General features: G+C 71.9%; 12 protein-coding genes and 1 pseudogene. 8 read left to right on the top strand and 5 right to left on the bottom strand.

Features of this window, described 5'->3' with window-relative positions; all coding sequences use genetic code 11:
* Positions 1-208: 208 nt before the first annotated feature.
* On the top strand, positions 209-1672 hold the full coding sequence (locus TNCT6_RS03120) for an amino acid permease (RefSeq protein WP_141356325.1): 1464 nt from the start codon (positions 209-211) through the stop codon (positions 1670-1672).
* Between the two features lie 42 nt (positions 1673-1714).
* The gene (locus TNCT6_RS03115) at positions 1715-2197 is read left to right on the top strand and encodes a macro domain-containing protein (protein WP_141356323.1); all 483 of its coding nucleotides are present in this window, start codon (positions 1715-1717) and stop codon (positions 2195-2197) included.
* 42 nt (positions 2198-2239) lie between these two features.
* Here the strand turns inward: TNCT6_RS03115 and TNCT6_RS03110 are convergent, their stop codons facing one another.
* Positions 2240-3733, bottom strand: a complete 1494-nt coding sequence (locus TNCT6_RS03110) for a M1 family metallopeptidase (protein WP_141356321.1) — start codon at positions 3731-3733, stop codon at positions 2240-2242.
* A gap of 150 nt (positions 3734-3883) precedes the next feature.
* A complete protein-coding gene (locus TNCT6_RS03105) occupies positions 3884-4819 on the bottom strand; it encodes an FAD-dependent oxidoreductase (RefSeq protein WP_141366013.1) in 936 nt (311 codons plus the stop codon).
* 90 nt (positions 4820-4909) lie between these two features.
* Here TNCT6_RS03105 and TNCT6_RS03100 point away from each other — a divergent pair.
* Together TNCT6_RS03100 and TNCT6_RS03095 are read left to right on the top strand one after the other, a co-directional pair.
* Positions 4910-5948 (top strand): annotated as a pseudogene (locus TNCT6_RS03100) (oxidoreductase).
* 42 nt (positions 5949-5990) lie between these two features.
* A complete protein-coding gene (locus tag TNCT6_RS03095) occupies positions 5991-6224 on the top strand; it encodes a hypothetical protein (protein WP_141356313.1) in 234 nt (77 codons plus the stop codon).
* Positions 6225-6244: 20 nt separating this feature from the next.
* Here the strand turns inward: TNCT6_RS03095 and TNCT6_RS03090 are convergent, their stop codons facing one another.
* A complete protein-coding gene (locus tag TNCT6_RS03090; protein WP_141356311.1) occupies positions 6245-7447 on the bottom strand; it encodes an IS110 family transposase in 1203 nt (400 codons plus the stop codon).
* Positions 7448-7755: 308 nt separating this feature from the next.
* Here TNCT6_RS03090 and TNCT6_RS03085 point away from each other — a divergent pair, with 308 nt between their 5' ends.
* The gene (locus TNCT6_RS03085; protein WP_141356309.1) at positions 7756-9396 is read left to right on the top strand and encodes an ABC-F family ATP-binding cassette domain-containing protein; all 1641 of its coding nucleotides are present in this window, start codon (positions 7756-7758) and stop codon (positions 9394-9396) included.
* Positions 9397-10055: 659 nt separating this feature from the next.
* On the opposite strand, the gene TNCT6_RS03075 is transcribed toward TNCT6_RS03085, so the two are convergent.
* Positions 10056-12440, bottom strand: coding sequence for a Tex family protein (locus tag TNCT6_RS03075; RefSeq protein WP_141356305.1), 2385 nt, complete (start codon positions 12438-12440; stop codon positions 10056-10058).
* A 183-nt stretch (positions 12441-12623) separates the two neighbouring features.
* On the opposite strand from TNCT6_RS03075, the gene TNCT6_RS03070 reads away from it, so the two are divergent.
* Positions 12624-13586: a GlxA family transcriptional regulator gene (locus TNCT6_RS03070; RefSeq protein WP_141356303.1), complete on the top strand. Its 963-nt coding sequence runs from the start codon at positions 12624-12626 to the stop codon at positions 13584-13586.
* A gap of 20 nt (positions 13587-13606) precedes the next feature.
* Positions 13607-14242 (top strand): DJ-1/PfpI family protein, encoded by a 636-nt coding sequence (locus TNCT6_RS03065; protein ID WP_141356301.1) that lies wholly within the window; start codon positions 13607-13609, stop codon positions 14240-14242.
* Positions 14243-14250: 8 nt separating this feature from the next.
* Here TNCT6_RS03065 and TNCT6_RS03060 read toward each other — a convergent pair whose 3' ends face one another.
* Positions 14251-14997, bottom strand: a complete 747-nt coding sequence (locus TNCT6_RS03060) for an enoyl-CoA hydratase/isomerase family protein (RefSeq protein ID WP_141356300.1) — start codon at positions 14995-14997, stop codon at positions 14251-14253.
* A gap of 124 nt (positions 14998-15121) precedes the next feature.
* Between TNCT6_RS03060 and TNCT6_RS03055 the strand changes: the two genes are divergently transcribed.
* On the top strand, positions 15122-15700 hold the full coding sequence (locus tag TNCT6_RS03055; protein ID WP_141356297.1) for an HdeD family acid-resistance protein: 579 nt from the start codon (positions 15122-15124) through the stop codon (positions 15698-15700).
* Positions 15701-15750 lie beyond the last annotated feature (50 nt).

Below are 15750 nucleotides of genomic sequence, written 5' to 3'. Positions count from 1 at the left end.
GAAAGCCCTGACCTGCCGGTGTACGGCTGGTGACCGATGAGTGAATGACGCGTGTGAGAAGTCCCGCTCTGTGACGTACGCCATCGCAGGGGAATCGACAGCCGGGGAAGCTGCCCTTCTGGTCTGTGCCGCGACATGGGTGGTGCGGGCCGGATCACGTACGGACACCCGGGCGCAGGCGCCCGGGCACCAGAAAGTGGAACCACCCTTGAGCAAGGACGCCGTGCCCACGGCACAGGTCGCCTCCCACCAGGCGACCGGGACGCCCGCCGACGCGGGCGACGCCGGATACAGCAAGGACCTCAAGCACCGCCACGTCAACATGATCGCCATCGGTGGGGCGATCGGCACCGGACTCTTCCTGGGAGCGGGCGGTCGCCTGCACAACGCGGGCCCCGCGCTGGCGTTGGCCTACCTCGTGTGCGGCGTCTTCGCGTTCTTCGTCGTCCGTGCCCTCGGCGAGCTGGTCCTGTACCGGCCCTCGTCCGGCTCGTTCGTGTCGTACGCGCGTGAGTTCCTCGGCGAGAAGGGCGCCTACGTCGCCGGCTGGATGTACTTCCTGAACTGGTCGACGACCGGTATCGCCGACATCACGGCGATCGCGCTCTACACGCACTACTGGAGCATGTTCACGTCCGTCCCGCAGTGGGTGCTCGCGCTGATCGCCCTCGCCGTGGTCCTCGCCATCAACCTGATCTCGGTGAAGATCTTCGGCGAGATGGAGTTCTGGTTCGCGATCATCAAGGTCGCCACCCTGGTCGGCTTCATGCTGATCGGCATCTTCCTGCTGGCCACGCAGCACGACGTCGGCGGCAGGACCCCGGGCCTGAGCTCGATCACCGACCACGGCGGGTTCTTCCCGCACGGCGTGATGCCGGTCGTCCTCGTCATGCAGGGCGTGATCTTCGCCTACTCCGCCCTGGAGATGATCGGTGTCGCCGCCGGTGAGACCGCCGAGCCGGAGAAGATCATCCCGCGCGCGGTGAACTCGATCATGTGGCGGGTGGGCCTGTTCTACGTCGGCTCGGTCATCCTGCTCGCCCTGCTGCTGCCCGGTTCGGTCTACTCGGCGGGGGAGAGCCCCTTCGTCACCGTCCTGTCGAGGATCGGCGTCCCGGCGGCCGGTGACGTCATGAACCTCGTCGTCCTCACGGCCGCCATGTCGTCGCTGAACTCCGGCCTGTACACCACCGGCCGTATCCTGCGCTCCATGGCCGCGGCGGGCTCCGCTCCGAAGTTCACCGGGGTGATGAGCCGCACCCGGGTCCCCTACGGCGGCATCCTCCTGACCTGCGCGGTCTGTGTGCTCGGCGTCGGCCTGAACTACCTCATGCCCAGCCAGGCCTTCGAGATCGTGCTGAACGTCGCCTCCCTCGGCATCGTCAGCACCTGGGTGACCATCATGATCTGCCACCTGGTCTTCGTCCGCCGCGCCAAGGCCGGCCTGCTCACCCGCCCGCACTTCCGCCTTCCCGGCAGCCCGGTCACCGAGATCGCCACGATCGCGTTCTTCGTCGGCTGCCTCGGCATGATGTGGAACGACCCCGAGGTGGGCCGCAAGACCCTCCTGCTGATCCCGCTGATCGCCCTGCTCCTGGTCGCCGGCTGGTTCGGCGTCCGCCGCCGCGTCTCCCGGACGGCCGACCGGGAGCTCTCCGAAATCACGGAGTAGCGGCCCCACCCCGCTGTCGGTGCCACCCCGTACGGTGGCGTCATGCCGGAGATCACGTACATCCGGGGTGACGCCACCGAGCCCTCGGCCGAGGGCGTGAAGGTGTTGGCCCACGTCTGCAACGACATCGGCGCCCGGGGGAGGGGCTTCGTCCAGGCCCTCTCCCGGCGCCGGCCGGAGCCGGAGGCCGCCTACCGGGCCTGGTACCGGGACCGTGCGGACAACGACTTCGGCCTCGGCGCCGTCCAGCTCGTCCGGGTGGAGCCGGATGTGTGGGTGGCCAACATGATCGGCCAACGCGGCATCCGGCGCAGAGGCGAGGCCGTCGCGCCCGTGCGGTACGAGGCGATCGACACCGCACTGGACCGGCTCGCGGTCCGTGCGGCCGAGCTCGACGCGTCCGTCCACATGCCCCGGATCGGCTGCGGCCTGGCCGGCGGCACCTGGGACCGGATCGAGCCGCTGATCGACAAGCGGCTGGTGCGGCGGGGGATCGCGGTGACGGTGTACGACCACGAGGGGTGAGGCCGGGCGGCCCAGGATCCGTTTTTGCCGCCCGGCCATGAGTCACCTCGTGTGCACGTCGTTCGTCGCCTCGATCTTCTTCCACGACCTCGGCTGCCCGGGAGCCGCCGGCGTCGTCGCCAGGGACGCCGCGCGCGCGGCCGGGGCGGCCGGCTTGGACGGCTGGAACAGCCACGTGTCGAAGAGGGCCGCGAGCGGCTTGCCGGAGATCTTCTCGGCGTACTCCTGGAAGTCGGCCACGGAGGCGTTGCCGTACGCGTGCTTCTTCGGCCAGCCCTTCAGGAGGGCGAAGAACGCCTTGTCGCCGATCTCGTTGCGCAGCGCCTGGACGGCGAGCGCGCCCCGGTCGTAGACCGCGATGTCGAACTGGTCGTCCGGACCCGGGTCGCCCGGCGCGACCGTCCAGAAGGGGTCGTCGGCGGGGTGCGAGGCGTAGACCCAGTCCGCCAGCTCCTGCGCGGTGCCCTCGCCCTCGTGCTCGGACCACAGCCACTGGGCGTAGCGCGCGAAGCCCTCGTTGATCCAGATGTCCTTCCAGCCCTTGAGCGACACGCTGTCGCCGTACCACTGGTGGGCCAGCTCGTGCACGACGACGGACGTGTTCGAGCCGTTGGCGAACTGCCTCGGGCTGTAGTACACCCGGGTCTGGGTCTCCAGCGCGTACCCGGTCGTCGTGTTCGGCACATAGCCGCCGGCCGAGCTGAACGGATACGGCCCGAAATAGCCGCTCAGCCAGTCGACGATCTCCCCGGTGCGCTCGACGCTCGCGCGCGCCGCCCCCGTGTTGTCGCCGAGGTCCCTGCTGTAGGCGTTGAGGACGGGGACGCCGCCCTCCGACGTGCCCGTCGTGATGTCGAACTTCCCGATCGCGAGCGTGGCCAGATACGTGGCCTGCGGCTTGTTCTGGCGCCAGTTGTACCGGGTCCAGCCGAGCTGCGAGGCGGTCGACTGGAGGGTGCCGTTGGAGATCGCCTGCGTGCCGTCCGGCACGGCCACCGACACGTCGTAGGTGGCCTTGTCACTCGGGTGGTCGTTGCTCGGGAACCACCACCAGGCCGCCTCCGGCTCGTCCGCCGCGATCCCGCCGTCCGGGGTGCGATGCCAGGTGGTGAAGCCGTACGCGCTCTTCGTGGACGGCACCCCGCTGTAGCGGACCACCACAGTGATCGGCGTGTTCCTGGCCAGCGGCTTCTTCGGGGTGACCACCAGTTCGTGCTGACCGGAGGCGGCGAAGGCGGCCGTCGCGCCGTTGACCCGCACCTCGCTGATGTCCAGCAGGAAGTCCAGGTCGAAGCTGGACAGGTCCTGTGTGGTCCGCGCCTCGATCGTCGCCGTGCCCTCCAGCTCGTCCGTGGCCGGCTGGTACTTCAGCCTGAGGTCGTAGTGGGAGACGTCGTATCCGCCGTTGCCGTAGTACGGGTAGTAGGGGTCGCCGATGCCCGGTGCGCCGGGGGAGTGGCTCGCGGCCGATGCCGGGATCGCCAGCAGCAGGGTGGCCGCCGCCAGTGCGCCCGGCGCGATCATTCTGCGGTGCACGTCAGCTCCAAGTCATAGGGGCACGAGGTTCGTTCGGAGCCTATTGAGTCCCGGCGGTCGCGGGCGTGTCCATGCCCACCCCCGTCACACGATCGCCATTCGGCCGTCATGGGTGAAACATGCTCAGGGGCCTTTCCCGCCCCAACCCGCTCAGGCGGCCGGGTACGCCAGCGCGGCCGCCCGGCGCGCACAGCCCCAGGCCACGGTGACCCCGGCCCCGCCGTGCCCGTAGTTGTGCACCAGCACCCGCCCGTCCGGCAGTTCCTCGCGCTCCAGCCGTACCGCGTGCCGGGTCGGCCGCAGCCCGACCCGGTGCTCCAGCACCCGCGCCCCGGCGATCTCCGGCCGGAGGGCCGCACACCGCTCGACGATCCGCTCGGCCACCGCCGGATCGGGCGTCAGCGACCAGTCGTCCTCCTCGGCCGTGCCGCCGAGGAGGAGCCGGCCCGGCTGCGGGAAGACGTAGGTGGGGGAATCCGAGGCGAGGTCGACGGACGTCAGCCACGTCGTGATCCCCGGGTTCTCCACGACGACGAGCTGACCGCGCACGGGACGCATCGCGGGATCGGGGACGAGCGCACGGGCACCGAGGCCGGTGCAGTTCACGACGACCGGGGCGCCGACCGCCGCCAGATCCGTCACTTCCCGTTCCTCCACGATGCCGCCCGCCCCGGTCAACCGCTCCCGCAGCCACGCCAGATGAGCCGGCATGTCGATCAGCGGAAGCCGCGCCCGCAGCGCCGTGCCCGCCGCCCACTCCCCGGCGTGCGCCGGGCGCAGGCCGGGCACCCGCGCCGCCCACGGCCCCAGCGAGTCGAGCCGCGTCCCGCCGTGCACGCCCTCGACCAGGCGTACGCCCGTCTCGTTGGAACGCCCGGCCAACTCCTCGTACACCGCCAGGGATTCGAGCGACCACTCCCCGACGAGCGACTCCGGCTCGATCCGGTACGGCCACCACAGCGCCCCGGCGACCGCCGACGTCGTCCGCTCGGCCGGCTCACGTGTCCACACCCGTACCCGCCGGCCGCGCTCGGCCAGCACGACGGCCGTCGTCAGTCCGATGACGCCGCCGCCGACCACCACCACCTCGATACCCGGCCCACTGTCCACGCGGCGCACGGTAGCGGAAGGCGCACTCCGTGCTCACCTCGCCCCTGGGCCGGGAATACTCACGGCATGCCTGCCGAGTACACGACCTTCGGCCTGGCCCCGGCGACGCGTCCCGGGGAGATCCTCGCCGACGGCGGTCACCAGCTCCACCGGGACTTCGTGGACTTCGTCGTGGACGGACGGCCCCTGCTGGTCCACCGCCGACCTGGACGCGGTCTCCCCGCTCGCCTCCGACATCCCGCCCGCCATCCTCGCCGCCCAGGTGCGCGGCCTGCTGCTGGACAGCGAGGCGCCGCTGCCGGGCGGCTGGTACCTCATCTACGGCTGCCCCGAGTGCGAGGACCTGGCCTGCGGCGCGGTCACCGCCGTCATCGAGAGGACCGGCGCGGACGACGCGGACTACGTCTGGCGGGACTTCGCCTGGCAGACGGACGAACACGCCGACCTGGAACGGGACGGCTACCACGGCATCGGCCCGTTCCGTTTCGCCGGCGCCGAGTACCGCGCGGCACTGGGCGCGCTGCTGGACGGCGGTGGCCCCGCGCCCCGCCGCCGGGTGCTGCTCGTCGGGGCCCGGGTCGCCGTCCTCGCCAGACTCGCCGCCGCCCTGCGCGCCATCGGCATCGGCGCCGACATCACCCGCGACGCGCTCCACGTCCACGCCGGCGAACTGCTCCAGTACGGTGCCGTCGTCTTCGGCCCGGCGGTGGGCCCGGCCGAACGCGCCGCCGTCCGGGGCGCCTTCGAGCGCGCGGGGGCCGAGTGGGCCCACGTCGACGGGCCGGTCCCGATCGTGCCGCTCCTGGTCGCCCAGGTCGAACAGGCCCTGGACCGCGGTCCCGTGGAGCGGCGCCGGCTCACCCGGCTGGCCGCCGCCGACGGCGCGGTGGACGTCGAGGTCACCTCCGCCTGCCGGGTCCGGCTCACCGTCCACGGCCTCGACCGGTTCCATCGCAGCCACACCCAGGAGGTCTTCGACGGCGTCCTGGAGCCGGGCCGGCACCGGCTCGCGCTGGACGCCGGGGAGGTGAAGGGCAGGTCCTTCGTGGTGGCGCGGACGGCGGGGGGGTGCCCCTATGTGTTTGGTCAAGGTCCGGGCCAGTAAGTTCGTGTGGTCGGGTGCGGAGGCCGAGTCGTGGGGGTGTGCATGGGTGATAGCCAGGTGACGATCAAGCTCACGAGCGACGAGGCACTGGTGCTGTCGCACTGGCTGGAGAAGCTGCAGATGACAGACCTCAGTCGCGTTGTCGACGATCCGGCGGTCTGGGCACCGATGCATCGGATAGCCGGAACGCTGGACAAAGCGCTTCCCGAGCTGTTCGCGCCTGACTATGACCAGCGGCTCGAGGCCGCTCGTCGGCGGCTTCGGCCGGAGGACTAACTGATCGGTGGTCTGAACCCTCACCTGGCCGCGGCGGGTTGGGGTTCGTAGAAGGTGCCGTCACGGAGCATCGCGAAGAGGACGTCGGCCCGGCGTCTGGCGAGGCAGAGCAGGGCTTGGGTGTGGTGCTTGCCCTGGGCGATCTTCTTGTCGTAGTAGACCCGCGAGGCTGGGTCGCCCAGGGCGGCGAACGCGGAGAGGAAGAAGGCCCGTTTGAGCTGCTTGTTTCCTCGTCGGGAGGGCTGTTCGCCGCGGATCGAGGAACCTGAGCTGCGGGTCGCCGGGGCGAGACCTGCGTAGGCGGCAAGGTGGCCAGCGGTCGGAAACGTGCTGCCGTCGCCGACCTCGATCAGGATCCTGGCTCCGGTCCTGACGCCGACTCCTGGCATCGACGTCAGGACTTTCGAAAGAGGGTGGGCCCCCAGGAGTTCCTCGATCCGCCCGGCCAGCAGTTTCCGCTGGTCAAGGACGGCCGTCAGTGACGCGGCGAGGCTCGGGACGATCAGTGCAGCAGCGTTGGTGCCCGGGACCGTCACGGTCTGCTCGTCGAGGGCGGTGAAGATGTCCTCGATCAGCCGCTCGGCCATTCTCGGTGCCTTCGGCCGCAGCAGCGTGACCAGGCGCCGCCGCCCTGCCTTGCGGATCTGGGCTGGAGACCCGAACCGCTCCAGCAGGGTCAGGACGGCTGGGTGCTGCAGGCGCGGCCCCAGCACCCGTTCCAGCGAGGGATGGATCTGGGTGAGCAGGCCGTGAAGCCGGTTGGCGACCCGGGTGGCCTCGCCGGCCAGGTCGTCGTCGAACCCGACGATCATCTCCAGCTCGGCGATCGTCTCGTCCTCGCCGTCGATCGCCCGCAGCGTGTGGGGCATCGCGCGGGCGGCATCCGCGATGATGAACGCGTCCTTCGCGTCGGTCTTGGCCTCGCCGGGGTAGAGGTCGGCGATCCGCCGCATCGTCAGCCCGGGTAGATAAGCGACCGGGCAGCCCATATTCCTCGCAACCGCCAGCGGCAGGGCGCCGATCGAGGCCGGCTGGTCGACCACGACCAGTACGGTTCCGTGCTTGGCCTGGAGTTTGGCGAACAGCTCGCGGAGCTTGGGCTCGGTGTTGGGCAGCCGCTTGTCGAACGCTTTCGTTCCGGCCGGGGTGACGGCGGTGGCGTGATGTTCGCCCTTTCCGACGTCCAGGCCGAGGAAGATGTCGATGTCGCCGGTGTCGATCACGTGCAAGCCCCTCCATCACGCTTTCGTCCGGCCTGCCAGGGCACCGAGCTGCCACATCCACGTTACGGAGAGCTCATCCGGCTCGCGTGAAGCCGGTGCTCAAGCCCCTCATCAGCGGTCCGTCGATGCCTCCGGATCCGGTGACACCACCCCCCGGATCATCGACAACAGGAGGGGGAAGTCATGCCGGACCCGAAGGCCGGAGGCCCCATTGCGGAGCCACGAAAACGGTAACGGGGGGGGGCGTGCTGGTTGCGGAGGTGGCGCACTGAGCGCGCCGGGGCACGGCCATTAGGATCGGTCCTCTGATGACTGCCACCCTCGTTGCCAAGAACCTCACCGCCGGGCACGGCGACCGCGCGCTGTTCGCCGGACTGGACCTCGTCGTCGCGCCCGGGGACGTGATCGGGCTGGTCGGCGCCAACGGCGCGGGCAAGTCCACGCTGCTCAGGATGCTCGCCGGGCTGAGCACCCCGGAACAGGGCGAGGTCACCCTGTCCCCGCCGGCGGCGAGCGTCGGGCACCTTCCCCAGGAGCCGGAGCGGAGGCCCGGGGAGACCGTACGGGAGTTCCTGGCCCGGCGCACCGGGGTGGCCGGGGCCCAGCGGGCCATGGACGAGGCCACGCAGGCCCTCGTCGAGGGAGCGCCGGGCGCGGACGACGCGTACGCGACCAGCCTGGAGCGGTGGCTCGGCCTCGGCGGCGCCGACCTCGACGAACGCGCCGAGGAGGTCGCCGACTCGCTCGGCCTGGCCGTCGGCCTCGACCAGCCCATGACGTCCCTCTCGGGCGGCCAGGCGGCCCGCGCGGGACTGGCCTCGCTGCTGCTGTCCCGCTACGACGTCTTCCTGCTCGACGAGCCGACCAACGACCTCGACCTGGCCGGCCTGGAACGCCTGGAGCGGTTCGTGACCGGGCTGCGCGCCGGGACCGTCGTCGTCAGCCACGACCGCGAGTTCCTCACCCGCACCGTCACCAAGGTCCTCGAACTCGACCTCGCCCAGCGGCGGATCAACCTCTACGGCGGCGGCTACGCGGCCTATCTGGAGGAGCGGGAGGTGGCCCGTCGGCACGCCCGCGAGGACTACGAGGAGTACGCCGACAAGCGGGCCGCCCTCCAGGACCGCGCCCAGACGCAGCGCTCCTGGATGGACAAGGGCGTGAAGAACGCCCGGCGCAAGGCGGGCGCTGACAACGACAAGATCGGCCGCAAGTTCCGCAGTGAGGCCAGTGAGAAGCAGGCCGCGAAGGCCCGCCAGACCCAGCGCATGATCGAGCGCCTGGAGGTCGTCGAGGAGCCGCGCAAGGAGTGGGAGCTGCGCATGGAGATCGCGTCGGCCCCGAGGTCGGGCGCGGTCGTCACCACGCTCCGGGACGCGGAGGTGCGCCGCGGCGGCTTCGTACTCGGCCCGGTGTCCCTCCAGATCGACTGGGCGGACCGGGTGGCGGTCACGGGCGCCAACGGCGCGGGCAAGTCGACGCTGCTGGGCGCACTGCTGGGGCGGATCCCGGTGGACGCCGGGCACGCGGCCCTGGGCTCCGGTGTGCTGGTCGGCGAGGTCGACCAGGCCCGCCGCCTCTTCCACGGCCCCGAGGCCCTGCTGGACGCCTTCTGCGCGGCGGTGCCGGACACCGAACCGGTGGAGGCGCGCACGCTGCTCGCCAAGTTCGGCCTGAAGTCGGACCATGTGACGCGTCCCGCCGCGACGCTCTCCCCGGGCGAGCGCACCCGGGCCGCGCTCGCCCTCCTCCAGGGCAGGGGCGTCAACCTCCTGGTCCTGGACGAGCCCACCAACCACCTGGACCTGCCGGCCATCGAGCAACTGGAATCGGCCCTGGACTCCTACCAGGGCACCCTGCTGCTGGTCACCCACGACCGCCGCATGCTCGACGCCGTACGCGTCACCCGCCGACTGGAGGTCACCGCGGGCAAAGTGACGGAACGCTAGGCCTTGTGCCGCCCTGGCCGGACCCGCGGTGAACGCTCCGACGCGGGGTCTTACACTCGGTCACCGTTGCCCACCGGAACGAAACCGCAGATCGGAAGGCATGGTCACCCATGTTCCAAGACGCCCCCATTTATCACCAGCTCGTAGCCGAGCGAGGCGACGTGCCCGCACGCGTACGGGACGCGGCCACGGCCATACACAGGCAACTCGAGGACGTGATGCGAACAGGGCGGCCCAACGCCGCCTTCCAGCCAGGCCCGCCGCCCCCGGGCGCGACCCCACGCCCCCACACCGAACTCCCCCCGGGCCAGCACCCGCCGCGATAACGCCCCCGCCGGCACCGGCCGCACCGCCCCGCCGCCACGAGCCGGGCCAACGGGCTGGCCACTGCCGCCCCGTCGACGGTCCGGCGCTGCTAGGCGCCAACGGGCCCACCCGGCCCGGCCCGGCCAACTACCGGCAGCCGCCGGCCGGTCGACTGCCCGCAGCCACCGGCCCGTCCGTGACCTGCCGTGACCGGCCGGTCATCGGCGGGCCCGTAACGTCCGGTCGGCGGTCCACCCGTAGCGGTCGTCAACCGCCGACCGTCACCGGCCGGTTCGGCAGGCCCGCCCCCGGGCCCGCCCACCGGTGGTGGTGCGAGTCCGGGGGCGGGTGGGTCAGCGGCGGGCGTTTTTCGGGTCGAGGAGGCCCGCGCGGCGCAGGGCGTCGGCCATCGCGCTGTTGGCGGGCGGGGGTGCCTGGCGCGAGCCGCCGCCACCACCGCTACCACCGCCACCGCGGCCCTGGCGCTGCTGCGGCGGGCGCCCGCCGCGCCGGCGGCGCTCGCCGCCGTCGCCCTGAGCCTGGCGGTCCTGCGCCGCCGCCTCGTCGTCCAGACGCAGCGTCAGCGAGATCCGCTTGCGCGGGATGTCGACGTCCAGCACCTTCACCTTGACGATGTCACCGGGCTTGACGACGTCCCGCGGATCCTTCACGAACTGCTTCGACATCGCCGAGACGTGCACCAGACCGTCCTGGTGGACGCCGACGTCGACGAACGCGCCGAACGCCGCCACGTTCGTCACCACGCCCTCCAGGACCATCCCGGACGCCAGGTCGGAGATCTTCTCGACGCCCTCCTTGAAGGTGGCCGTCCTGAACGCGGGTCGCGGGTCGCGCCCCGGCTTCTCCAGCTCACGCAGGATGTCGGTCACCGTCGGCAGACCGAACGTGTCGTCCACGAAGTCGGCCGCCCTGAGCGAGCGCAGCACTCCGGAGTTGCCGACGAGCGAGGCGACCTCCTGGCCCGTGGTCTTCACCATCCGGCGGACCACGGGGTAGGACTCGGGGTGCACGCTGGAGGCGTCCAGCGGGTCGTCGCCGCCGCGGATCCGCAGGAAGCCCGCGCACTGCTCGTAGGCCTTCGGACCGAGCCGCGAGACGTTCTTCAGCTGCGCCCGCGACGTGAACGGCCCGTTGGCGTCCCGGTGCGCCACGATGTTCTCGGCGAGACCCGAGGTGACGCCGGAGACGCGCGCGAGCAGCGGTACGGACGCGGTGTTCACGTCCACGCCGACGCCGTTCACACAGTCCTCGACCACCGCGTCCAGGGAGCGGGACAGCTTCACCTCGGACAGGTCGTGCTGGTACTGACCGACACCGATGGACTTGGGGTCGATCTTGACCAGTTCGGCCAGGGGGTCCTGGAGCCGGCGGGCGATGGAGACCGCGCCGCGCAGGGAGACGTCCATGTCGGGCAGTTCCCGCGAGGCGTACGCCGACGCCGAGTACACGGACGCGCCCGCCTCCGACACCATCACCTTGGTGAGCTTCAGCTCCGGGTGCCTGGTGATGACGTCGGCGGCCAGCTTGTCGGTCTCCCGGGACGCCGTGCCGTTGCCGATCGCGATCAGTTCGACCGCGTGCTCCTTGGCCAGCCGGGCCAGCTTGGCGACGGCCTCGTCCCACCTGTTGGCCGGAACGTGCGGGTGGACGACGTCGGTGGCGACGACCTTGCCGGTCGCGTCGACCACGGCGACCTTCACGCCCGTACGGAACCCGGGGTCCAGGCCGAGGGTCGAGCGGGTGCCGGCCGGCGCGGCGAGCAGCAGGTCGCGCAGGTTGGCCGCGAACACGTTCACCGCCTCGTCCTCCGCGGCCGTGCGCAGCCGCAGGCGCAGGTCGATGCCCAGGTGGACGAGGATCCGGGTGCGCCAGGCCCAGCGGACCGTGTCCTGGAGCCACTTGTCGGCGGGCCGGCCGCGGTCGGCGATCCCGAACCGGTGGGCCACCATCCCCTCGTACGACGAGGGGCCGTCCACCGGCTCCTCCGGCTCCAGGACGAGGTCCAGGACCTCCTCCTTCTCGCCCCGCAGCATCGCCAGGATCCGGTGCGAGGGCAGCTCGGTGAACGGCTCGGCGAAGTCGAAGTAGTCGGCGAACTTGGCGCCCGCCTCCTCCTTGCCCTCCCGCACCTTGGCGGCCAGCCGCCCGCGCACCCACATGCGCTCGCGCAGCTCGCCGATCAGGTCGGCGTCCTCCGAGAACCGCTCGGTGAGGATCGCCCGCGCGCCGTCCAGGGCCGCCTGCGGATCGGCGACGCCCTTGTCCGCGTCGACGAAGGCGGCGGCCGCCGCGAGCGGCTCCGCGCCCGGGTCGTCGAGCAGGCCCTCGGCCAGCGGCTCCAGGCCCGCCTCCCGGGCGATCTGCGCCTTGGTCCGCCGCTTCGGCTTGTACGGCAGGTACACGTCCTCCAGCCGCGCCTTGGTCTCGGCGCCGCGGATCTGCGCCTCCAGTTCCTCGGTGAGCTTGCCCTGCTCGCGCACCGACTCCAGGATCGCCGTCCGCCGTTCCTCCAGTTCCCGCAGATAGCGCAGCCGCTCCTCGAGCGTGCGCAGTTGCGCGTCGTCGAGCATCTCGGTCGCTTCCTTGCGGTAGCGGGCGATGAAGGGCACCGTCGAACCGCCGTCCAGCAGCTCCACGGCGGCCTTGACCTGCCGCTCCCGTACGCCGAGCTCCTCGGCGATCCTGCCCTCGATGGACGCTGTGAGGGGTGTCGTCACGATCCCGTACCGCCTTCTCCACTCCGGTGTGCGCCGCAATTGTGGCAGGCCCCACCGACAACCGGGCCGCAGGGCGCCACCCGGCGAGGCGCACCCGTACCGGCGGAGACGGGACCGGGCATGGCGGGAAAGGTGGGAAACCCGTCATTGCGGCCCTCCTCCGGCCGGCGAAGAATCGGTCGCATGGCGCAGCGAACCGTTCTCGTCGTTCTCTTCGACGGCGTCCAGAGCCTCGACGTCACCGGCCCCGTGGAGGTCTTCGCCGGTGCCGACCGGCACGCACCAGGGGCGTACCGCATCCACACGGCCTCCCTGGACGGCGGTCCCGTACGCAGCTCCAGCGGCCTGACCCTGGTACCGGACTCGCCGCTCGCCGAGGCGCCCGCGCCGCACACGCTGCTCGTGCCCGGCGGGGAGGGCACCCGCCGGCCGGACCCGCGGCTGGTCGACTGGGTCCGCGCGCGCGGGCCGGGTGCCGCGCGCCTGGTCTCGGTGTGCACCGGTGCGATCCTGCTGGCCGAGGCGGGTCTGCTGGACGGCCGCCGGGCCACGACCCACTGGGCGTACTGCGCCAAGCTCGCCCGCGACCACCCCGCCGTCGACGTCCACGCCGACCCGGTCTACGTGCGCGACGGGGACGTCGCGACCTCGGCCGGCGTGACCTGCGGCATCGACCTGACCCTCGCGCTCGTCGAGGAGGACCTCGGCCGCGACGTCGCGCTGAGCGTCGCCCGCCACCTGGTGGTCTTCCTGCGCCGGCCCGGCAACCAGGCCCAGTTCAGCGCCCAGCTCGCCGCGCAGACGGCCCGGCGCGAGCCCCTGCGGGACGTACAGCAGTGGATCACCGAGCATCCGGCGGACGACCTGTCCGTCGAGGCGCTCGCCGCCCGTGCCCGCCTCTCGCCGCGCCACTTCGCCCGCGCGTTCCGGGCGGAGACCGGCACGACCCCCGGCCGCTACGTCGACCGGGTCCGCCTCGAACACGCCCGCCGGCTCCTGGAGGACACCGCCGACGGCGTCGAGGAGATCTCCCGCGCCAGCGGCTACGGCACACCGGAGGCCATGCGGCGCGCGTTCGTCAAGGCGCTGGGCGCCGCCCCGGCCGAGTACCGGAGGCGGTTCCGCCCCGCTCCCGCCACCACCTGACATCCACCGGAGGGAAATCCGTGCAGATCGCCATCGTCCTCTTCGACCGCTTCACCGCCCTGGACGCCGTGGGCCCGTACGAGACCCTCGGCAGGCTTCCCGGCGCGCGGACCGTCTTCGTTGCCGAACGGACCGGACCCGTCCGCACCGAGACCGGGCACCTCGCGCTCACCGCCGACCGGACCCTGGACGAGGTCACGGACCCCGGCATCGTCGTCGTCCCGGGCGGCCCCGGCCAGTCGGCTCAGATGGAGAACGAGACCCTGCTGGACTGGCTGCGCACCGCCGACGCCACCAGCACCTGGACCACCTCCGTGTGCACCGGCTCGCTGCTGCTCGCCGCCGCCGGGCTCCTGGACGGCCGCCGCGCCACCTCGCACTGGCTGGCCCTCGACCAGCTGAGGCGCTTCGGCGCCGAGCCCACGGGGGAGCGGGTCGTCTTCGACGGCAAGTACGTCACGGCCGCCGGCGTCTCCTCGGGCATCGACATGGGCCTGACGCTGCTCGGCCGGATCGCCGGCGACGAACACGCCCAGGCCGTCCAACTGCTGACCGAGTACGACCCGCAGCCGCCCTACGACGCCGGATCCCCGGAGAAGGCGCCCGCGCACCTCGTCGAGGAGTTCCGCGCCAACAGCCGCTTCACGCTGACCTAGGCGGCCGCCTACCCCACGCTCCAGGTGAACCGGGGGGTCCGGCGTTCCAGGAACGCGGTGACCCCCTCCGCGGTGTCGTCGCTCGCGTGTGCCTGCTCGGCCCAGTGGGCGTCGCGGTCCGTGCGGCCGTCCGCGAACTCCTTCGCCGCGGCCTGCGTCAGCTGCGAGCGCGCGGTGAGGATCCTGGTGAACTCCGTGATCCGCTTGGCGAGTTCGCCCTCGGGCAGCACCTCGTCGACCAGGCCGGTGCGCAGCGCGCGCTCCGCGTCGATCAACTCGCCCGAGAAGAGCAGGTACTTGGCGGTCGCCGGGCCCACCAGGGAGACCAGACGGCGGGTGGAGGAGGCGGGGTAGACGATGCCCAGCTTGGCCGGCGTCACCCCGAACAGCGCGCCCGCCTCGGCGAACCGCAGGTCGCAGGCCGCCGCGAGCTGGGCGCCACCGCCCACGCAGTACCCGCGCACCGCCGCCAGCGTCGGCTTGGGGAACGCGGCGAGCGCCTCCTCGGCCCGCCCCGCCAGGCGCTGCGCCTCCCGCGGGGAGCCGCGCAGCGTGGAGATGTCGGCGCCGGCGCAGAACGTCGCGCCCGACCCCGTCAGCACCAGCGCCCGGACGTCCGGATCGGCCGCGAGGCCGTCCAGGAGCGGTGGCAGCGCCCGCCACATCGCGGCGGTCATCGCGTTGCGCTTGGCCGGGTGGTGGACCACGACGGTGGCCACCGCGTCGGTGACGTCGTGCAGCAACTGCGGCTCCATGCGCCGGATGCTATCCGCCCGGCCGAGCGTTTGATCAAGAAGGGGTGGGGGACAGTTACGACACGGCAGCAAACGGAACAAAGGGTGGAGACCGGGGGGATCGTGCGGCTTTGAGGAGGCGCCGATGGCCAGGTTCACCAAGCCCCGCAGCGAGACGGCGAGGATGCGCCGCGGTTTCGGCTGGCTCGCCGGACTCGGGGTGCTTCTGGTGGTCGCCGGACTCGTAGGGCTCGTCTACACGGCCGCCGTGACGCTCACCTCCATGCTGCTGTTCGGCTGGCTGCTGCTGATCGGCGGGCTGGTCGGGCTGCTGCACGCGGTCCAGGCGCGCGGCTCGAACTTCTTCTGGCTCGGTGTCATCGTGGCCGCCCTGAACATCGCGGCGGGCGTGGTGGTCATCGGCCATCCGCACGCGACCGCCGCCGCGCTCACCATGTTCGCGGCCCTGCTGTTCCTGACCGGCGGCCTGTTCCGGGTGGTCGGCAGCGTCGTGGTGCGCGGCCCCCAGTTCGGCTGGACGCTGCTGCTGGGCGCCTTCTACCTGCTGCTGGGCGTCATGGTGCTGGCCTCCTGGCCGAGCAGCAGCCAGTACGTCATCGGCGCGTTCTTCTCCCTCGCCCTCCTCTTCGACGGCCTCGGCCTGATCGCGACCGGCTTCGGCGGCCGCCGCATCGTCGGCATGGTCTCCGACCGGACGGCCTAGGAGGGCCTCTCGTTTGGATCAGGCCGGGCGGTCCGTGCGCGGGGGCACGT

Source organism: Streptomyces sp. 6-11-2 (assembly GCF_006540305.1).
Lineage (GTDB): Bacteria > Actinomycetota > Actinomycetes > Streptomycetales > Streptomycetaceae > Streptomyces.
This window is presented reverse-complemented; position numbering and strand designations above follow the sequence as displayed.

Excerpts from the sequence above, each read along its gene's own strand:
- TNCT6_RS03055 (WP_141356297.1), top strand. The coding sequence starts at position 15,122 with ATGGCCAGGTTCACCAAGCCCCGCAGCGAGACGGCGAGGATGCGCCGC.
- TNCT6_RS03070 (WP_141356303.1), top strand. The coding sequence starts at position 12,624 with ATGGCGCAGCGAACCGTTCTCGTCGTTCTCTTCGACGGCGTCCAGAGC.
- TNCT6_RS03115 (WP_141356323.1), top strand. The coding sequence starts at position 1,715 with ATGCCGGAGATCACGTACATCCGGGGTGACGCCACCGAGCCCTCGGCC.
- TNCT6_RS03060 (WP_141356300.1), bottom strand. The coding sequence starts at position 14,997 with ATGGAGCCGCAGTTGCTGCACGACGTCACCGACGCGGTGGCCACCGTC.
- TNCT6_RS03085 (WP_141356309.1), top strand. The coding sequence starts at position 7,756 with ATGACTGCCACCCTCGTTGCCAAGAACCTCACCGCCGGGCACGGCGAC.
- TNCT6_RS03095 (WP_141356313.1), top strand. The coding sequence starts at position 5,991 with ATGGGTGATAGCCAGGTGACGATCAAGCTCACGAGCGACGAGGCACTG.